General features: G+C 35.1%; 8 protein-coding genes. 5 read left to right on the plus strand and 3 right to left on the minus strand.

The features are described from left to right. Positions 1-37 precede the first annotated feature (37 nt). Positions 38-289, minus strand: a complete 252-nt coding sequence (locus ABES03_RS12935; protein WP_430117690.1) for a sigma-G-dependent sporulation-specific acid-soluble spore protein CsgA — start codon at positions 287-289, stop codon at positions 38-40. Between the two features lie 120 nt (positions 290-409). Then, positions 410-1,120, minus strand: a complete 711-nt coding sequence (locus ABES03_RS12940; protein WP_430117683.1) for a class I SAM-dependent methyltransferase — start codon at positions 1,118-1,120, stop codon at positions 410-412. A 187-nt stretch (positions 1,121-1,307) separates the two neighbouring features. Between ABES03_RS12940 and ABES03_RS12945 the strand changes: the two genes are divergently transcribed. Further along, the gene (locus ABES03_RS12945) at positions 1,308-1,577 is read left to right on the plus strand and encodes a hypothetical protein (RefSeq protein WP_430117684.1); all 270 of its coding nucleotides are present in this window, start codon (positions 1,308-1,310) and stop codon (positions 1,575-1,577) included. A 37-nt stretch (positions 1,578-1,614) separates the two neighbouring features. On the opposite strand, the gene ABES03_RS12950 is transcribed toward ABES03_RS12945, so the two are convergent. Next, positions 1,615-2,496: a VanW family protein gene (locus ABES03_RS12950; protein ID WP_430117685.1), complete on the minus strand. Its 882-nt coding sequence runs from the start codon at positions 2,494-2,496 to the stop codon at positions 1,615-1,617. Positions 2,497-2,676: 180 nt separating this feature from the next. Here ABES03_RS12950 and ABES03_RS12955 point away from each other — a divergent pair, with 180 nt between their 5' ends. From ABES03_RS12955 to ABES03_RS12970, 4 genes are all read left to right on the plus strand, one after another. Continuing rightward, entirely contained in the window at positions 2,677-3,222 is a 546-nt protein-coding gene (locus tag ABES03_RS12955) for a helix-turn-helix domain-containing protein (RefSeq protein ID WP_430117686.1), read from the plus strand. 12 nt (positions 3,223-3,234) lie between these two features. Next, positions 3,235-4,212, plus strand: coding sequence for an alpha/beta hydrolase (locus ABES03_RS12960; RefSeq protein ID WP_430117687.1), 978 nt, complete (start codon positions 3,235-3,237; stop codon positions 4,210-4,212). A gap of 140 nt (positions 4,213-4,352) precedes the next feature. Then, positions 4,353-5,579: a cell wall-binding protein gene (locus tag ABES03_RS12965; RefSeq protein ID WP_430117688.1), complete on the plus strand. Its 1,227-nt coding sequence runs from the start codon at positions 4,353-4,355 to the stop codon at positions 5,577-5,579. 170 nt (positions 5,580-5,749) lie between these two features. Continuing rightward, positions 5,750-5,944 (plus strand): hypothetical protein, encoded by a 195-nt coding sequence (locus ABES03_RS12970; protein WP_430117689.1) that lies wholly within the window; start codon positions 5,750-5,752, stop codon positions 5,942-5,944. Positions 5,945-6,076 lie beyond the last annotated feature (132 nt).

Below are 6,076 nucleotides of genomic sequence, written 5' to 3' on the forward strand. Positions count from 1 at the left end.
CTGTCGGGGCTGACCAAGGCGCTTACGCTTTTCTTAATTAAAATAATAATTCAAAAACCTCGTTTAATTGGGATGCTCTTTTTTCATCCTGCTCCTCTTTGGCGTAGTTAATTTCTTTTGGAAGCATTTTATTTAAAAAAGCAATCTCCCTTTGACTTAAAACTTGAACAAATGAACCTTCAGAACGATAATCTCCTTCCATGAGCTTACGGTAAATATGTCTTCCCTCTGAATGGTCGTCTGTATAATTTGATAATATTTCTCTTAGGTATCCTAGTGTTTGATCCATGTATTCATCCATCCCTTCACACCTTTATTTTTTGATGTAACGAAAATAATATACGTTAGAAGAAGTAAGCAAAATAAAAAGGACCTCACACTTCAGGGAAATGAGGTCCTACTGTATAGTTTATTTTGTACAACTAATAATCCGATAACTCAAAATATTTTGGTATTTAATAACTATGTTTCCATGTTCATTTAGAATTTGAAAAAGTTCAGGCTCGAAGTTTGCAGAGAAATTAAATTCTGGTGCGTGATTTCCATGACTAAGAGACTGTTTTTGAGTTTTTAATAAGATATTTTTAAAATTTGCGGCTTCTAATAATTTTTTCCAGTCATCTTCTAATAATAATGAATCTATTGCGTAAAACTTTTTAATTTCGGATTCTTCCTGCTGACTTAATTTTGAATTGATGGTCATTTCATTAGCAATTAGGCGACCACCTTTTTTTAGCACTCTATAGAACTCCTTCAGTGCTTTCGGTTTATTGACAAAGGCTAAAACTGACTCAGATATTATAAAATCAAAGGAATGATCTTCTAAAGGGATTTCTTCAATGGACCCTTGAATTAACTGAATAGGAAGCTTTAACGACTGAAAACGACTTTTGGCTTTTTCAACCATTATTGGATTAATCTCTAATCCAAAAACCTTAGCATTGTATTGCTGATATAAATAGGCAGCCGTTTGGCCAGTACCACATCCAGCATCTAAAATTAATGAGTTATTCGTAATATTTTCTCCAGAAAGTATATCTTTTGTTAAAAGGATTCCACCAGGATGGGCTCCTCCAACGCCAAATTTAGCTAAGAAATCAAAATAAGTTAAGCCTCCCATAGACACCACCCAAATTATCTTTTATGCATTCTATGTAAAAAAGCGGATAGAGGTTCTTTTGCTTATTCATTCCAAGAAATGACAAAGAACGTATTGTTTCCTAGGCATATTCAAAAGTATTAAGCGCAAATTAAGTAAATGGAGGGGAGAAATTTACTTTCCATACCATGCTTAAGGAGTGCTACTCATGCGAAAAATGAATAAACTGCCGTTTCTCAATTTGTTCATGCCTAAACGGAAGAGTAGAGGAACTATGTGGGCCTCGCTTTTAGGATTAGGAATAAGTGCTGCTGTTTTTGGAGTGAAAAGAGGAAAACGTAGTGACATTACACGTCCGATTCAAAATGCTGTAAGAAATTTTGCACCTAAGACAAACATTAATTTAATGGATAATGCGGCTCTAACCGAATTCTCTGAAGAATTATTAACAAGTGCATTAAATAATAATAAGGAATAAGAAAAAGTCCGCTAATCATGCGGACTTTTTCATTTATTTAATAAGGGGGAGCTGGTACTTTGCGTGGGATATATTGGATATTTTCAGATGAATATAGTTTAATTACCAACAAATGCCCCATTGTCCTTGCCTGAATTAAAATAGGTTGATTATACAAGTTCTTAAATTCAAAGTCGGGACCATACCAACTAACGGTGGCATCTCGACCAGGTGGAATATAGGGAACCTTTTTACTATGAGAAAAACGCTGAACAATTTTTAAACCAGCGTTATCAACCGCATTAAATAAAGTGGAGGATACTTGGCAGATTCCTCCCCCAATATCTTCCGAGTATTCTCCTCTGATAATCACAGGGGCTCGTAAATAACCTTTTGCAACAGTCCTTTTACCAACTACTTTGTTAAAAGAAAAGGCTTCCCCAGGAAAAACAACAGTATTATTAATCGCTTTTACGGCTAATTGAATATTAGTGGTTCTCGTTTTGTTACTAGGATTAAAGGTTGTTACATACCGACCAATACGTACGCTTCGAATCTCTCCAAGTAATTCACTATCCACTTTCGCATAGACTGGGAGCATAGGAATTTCTAATGTACCATGTCGACGTGAAAAAAAGTATGAATAAAATTGTTCTGTAAATGCTTGGCGATTAATACGAAAACCAACTTGTTCTGAAACAATGGTCCCGTGTTGATTTATGTATGCATTTTTAGGCTGAGTAGTAATTTGTTTATCGAGTTGATTTAAAAACTGATTGTATTTTGCATTATCAATTAGTGGTAAATCAATATTAGGATTGGAAAAATCCATCCGATTCAATGTAGTTATATTGTAGCCGTCCTTTGTAATTTCTAAGTGGTCTGGGGGAACTACTGATTGAGCCACCATCAAAAAACCAAATATCCAAGTCAACATCATATCGTAACCCTCCTCATTATAATATAAGTAGAAAATTGACAATCCATGTAAAAAGAAAGAAAGAAATCAACAATGATAAAAAAGGAAAAATTTCATTAATTTTCCATATTGGTATTTACAAATTAGAATTGTTTTATTATCATTATCAATAATGATAATAAAAAACAGGAGAAGAAATTCATGATAAAAGAATCAACGGTTGATGTGATCCTACATCCTGTTCGGATGAGAATAATCCAAACTTTAATAAATCAACAAATAACAGCACAGCAAATAAAGGATATACTTCCTGATATTCCACAAGCATCCTTGTATCGTCATATTAAAAAGCTTGTTGAAGCGGAGGTTATTCATATCATTGATGAAATACCAAACCGAGGTACGGTTGAAAAGGTGTATTCAATTAATGACCCGAACAAGATGACTTTAGGAATAGAGGAATTAAACAAACTCTCAAAAGATGAACATATGGGTTTATTTTTTAAATTCATGGCGAATTTACTGGGGGAATACGAGCGGTATTTACAACAAGAAAAAATTGATTTAGCTGTTGATGGTGTATCTTTTCGGCAAACCTCAGTTTATTTAACTGATCAGGAGTTTGCTGATTTTATAAAGGAACTCGTTGCAGTCTATTCAAAGGTTTCTCAAAATAAGCCGGAAAAGGGTAGACGAAGAAGAACGCTTGCAACAATTAGTATTCCAGAACAATCAAAAGAACAATAAGGGGAGTTAATTTTGAAAATTATAGAAAAAGAAATTAGCATTCAAAGCAAAGTAGCGCTGAAGGGAACATTAAGCATGCCAGAAACAAAGTCAGTTAAAAGTCCTGCGATATTAATTATAGTGGGTTCTGGAAAATTAGACCGTAATGGAAAAGTAAACAAAAAATTGGATCTTAAACTCTATCGCCAATTGGCTGAATTTTTAACATCTATTGGATATATTACCCTTAGGTATGATAAACGAGGTGTTGGGGAAAGTGAAGGAGACTTTTTAACAACAGGATTATGGGATTTGGTGGATGACGCACAGGCCGCTGTACAGTTTTTGAAAAATCTTCCTGAAGTAGACTCGAAAAGTGTGATTGTCCTTGGGCATAGCGAAGGCTGTACTATTGGAACTGCTGTTGCAGCACGGGAAGATCTCGGTGGGTTAATTCTACTTTCAGGTGCTGTCGAAAGAATAAGCGAAGCATTAAAACGGCAGAGGGATCTTGCAGTTGTTGACATCAAAATCGCAAAGGGACTTCAAGGATTTTTATTACGTCTCTTTGGTACACATAATAAAGTGGAACAACAGGCGCAAAAAGCTATTAATAAGGTACTTCAGTCAACGGATGATGTGATGAAAGTAAATTTTGTTAAAACAAATGCAAAATGGATGCGAGAACATTTTCATTATAATGTTAGAGAGGATTTATCAAAAGTAACGTGTCCAGTTCTTGCCATAACTGGGGCACGCGACGTTCAGGCGAATCCAGCAGTCCTTAAAGATCTACCTATTTACGTTAAGGGAGATGCACAATTTAAAGTAATCGAAAATATGGCACACTCTTGTAAACTTGTCACACATAACTCATCTATTTTTACGATGAAAAAAGACATTGTGGCACAAGGAAACCTTCCAATCCATCCTGAATTGAAGAATCAACTAGAAACATGGCTTCAAGACCACTATATCAACACTCAACCAATACAATCAATAACCATATAGATATATTAAGGCTTGCCCAACATTCGATGGGCATTTTTTTTGCACTTGAGAAAATGGTCATTTGGTAGGTGTAATAGTAACAGATATTTCGATAAAATAGTATTTACTGTTGTAAAATGTCAAAGGAGGCTAAAAAGGACTTGAGATTAAGGATTATTCTTTTACTAACTTTAACAATAATAGTACTGCGTCCATTATCTACATTTGCAAATGAAGAAGTTACAAAGAATGGTTGGTATGAAGAAAATGGAAAACAGTATTATTACAAAGATAATCTAGTTGTGAAGGGCTGGGTAGCCCTCGGAGACAATTGGTATTATTTTAACCATAGTGATGGAACACTTCACAAAGGTTGGCTATATGATAATGGCAAATGGTATTTTATGAATTTTAATGGGGTAATGCAGCGTGGGTGGCTAAAAGATGACGAAGAATGGTATTACCTTGATAGCAATGGGGCAATGAAAAGAGGTTGGCTTTTTAATGGGGGGAAATGGTATTATCTTGAGCATTCAGGAAAAATGCAAACAGGCTGGCTCTATTTAGCAGGGAAGTGGTATTACCTCGCTGATAATGGTGCAATGCAGCAAGGTTGGTTCCTTGATAGTGGGAAATGGTACTACCTTAGTAAAAACGGTGATATGCAAAAAGGTTGGATGTTACAAAATAACCGTTGGTATTATTTAAATCAATCAGGAGCGATGCAAGTTGGCTGGATTTATTTAGATAGATGGTATTACTTTAATCGAAATGGAAGTTGGATTCCGAGTACTATTGCAGACCAGTTTAATACCATTGATGATAATAATCAGCTAATCCTTGTTACGACATCCGGTTATTCCACGAATGTTGCAAAGATACGAACCTTTGAAAAAGTGGATAATAAGTGGTATGAAAAACAAAATATATCAGGATTTATTGGAAAAGAAGGCTTTGCTACCATAATGAAAGAAGGGGCAAAAAAGTCTCCAAGAGGGAAATTTTCAATTGGCACCGCATTCGGACGTTATCAAAATCCTGGAACAAAACTGCCATATCGACAAATTACAAGTGATGATGTATGGGTGGATGACCCGGCATCTCCGCTATATAATACTTGGCAAAAACAATCAGAAAATAATAGTCGGTGGACAAGTGCGGAAAAAATGAATATTCCAGCCTATAATTATGGATTTGTTATTAATTATAATACTGTAGAGAGAATTCCTGGGGCTGGTTCGGCAATCTTTTTACATGTGGCAAGTAGTTATACACTTGGTTGTACAGGAACGGTACAAAATAATGTCCTTTCCATTCTTAAATGGTTAGATCCTAGTAAAGAGCCTGTCATAATTCAAACTCCTGAGAGCGAAATCGGTAATTATTAGTGAATGAAACAAATAGAAACATACTTTGAAGTAGGGAGTACTGGATGAACCAGTACTTTTTATATTCTGTGAAAGTAATGAAAAATTTGTAGAAGTATAGTATAGTAGCAGTGTTGTAACATGTAGATAATTGCTAGCAATTAGATAACGGTTTTATAGGAGATGCTATCATGACTGAAAACGAAAGAATTCAATTAAATGTAAGAATCACCAAAGAAACTTCAGCAAAACTTGACGAAATTGTCGAGTATTATCAACAAGGATTGAAGCTTGGTAGAATTTATAAGGGTGATGTGTTAACAGATATTATCGAAAAATCGTATGAAGTGATGAATAAGCAAAAAAAATCTTTCAAGAGATACTAATTGGAACAAGGTTCGAGATTTTCTCGGCCTTTTTTTTAGGCTTTGTTAAAGAAAATTGTTGATTTTTATACCCTGTTGATTGGAGTGGAAGGCGCGAAGACTCCTGTGGGAGTACGGTTCAGGGGAGACCCC

Origin of the sequence: Neobacillus rhizosphaerae (assembly GCF_050477885.1) — a bacterium.
Lineage (GTDB): Bacteria > Bacillota > Bacilli > Bacillales > Cytobacillaceae > Neobacillus > Neobacillus rhizosphaerae_A.

What these genes read in the sequence shown, in the direction of transcription:
- ABES03_RS12935 (WP_430117690.1), bottom strand. Translation starts at nt 289, where the DNA reads ATGGATCAAACACTAGGATACCTAAGAGAAATATTATCAAATTATACA.
- ABES03_RS12940 (WP_430117683.1), bottom strand. Translation starts at nt 1,120, where the DNA reads ATGGGAGGCTTAACTTATTTTGATTTCTTAGCTAAATTTGGCGTTGGA.
- ABES03_RS12945 (WP_430117684.1), top strand. Translation starts at nt 1,308, where the DNA reads ATGCGAAAAATGAATAAACTGCCGTTTCTCAATTTGTTCATGCCTAAA.
- ABES03_RS12950 (WP_430117685.1), bottom strand. Translation starts at nt 2,496, where the DNA reads ATGATGTTGACTTGGATATTTGGTTTTTTGATGGTGGCTCAATCAGTA.
- ABES03_RS12955 (WP_430117686.1), top strand. Translation starts at nt 2,677, where the DNA reads ATGATAAAAGAATCAACGGTTGATGTGATCCTACATCCTGTTCGGATG.
- ABES03_RS12970 (WP_430117689.1), top strand. Translation starts at nt 5,750, where the DNA reads ATGACTGAAAACGAAAGAATTCAATTAAATGTAAGAATCACCAAAGAA.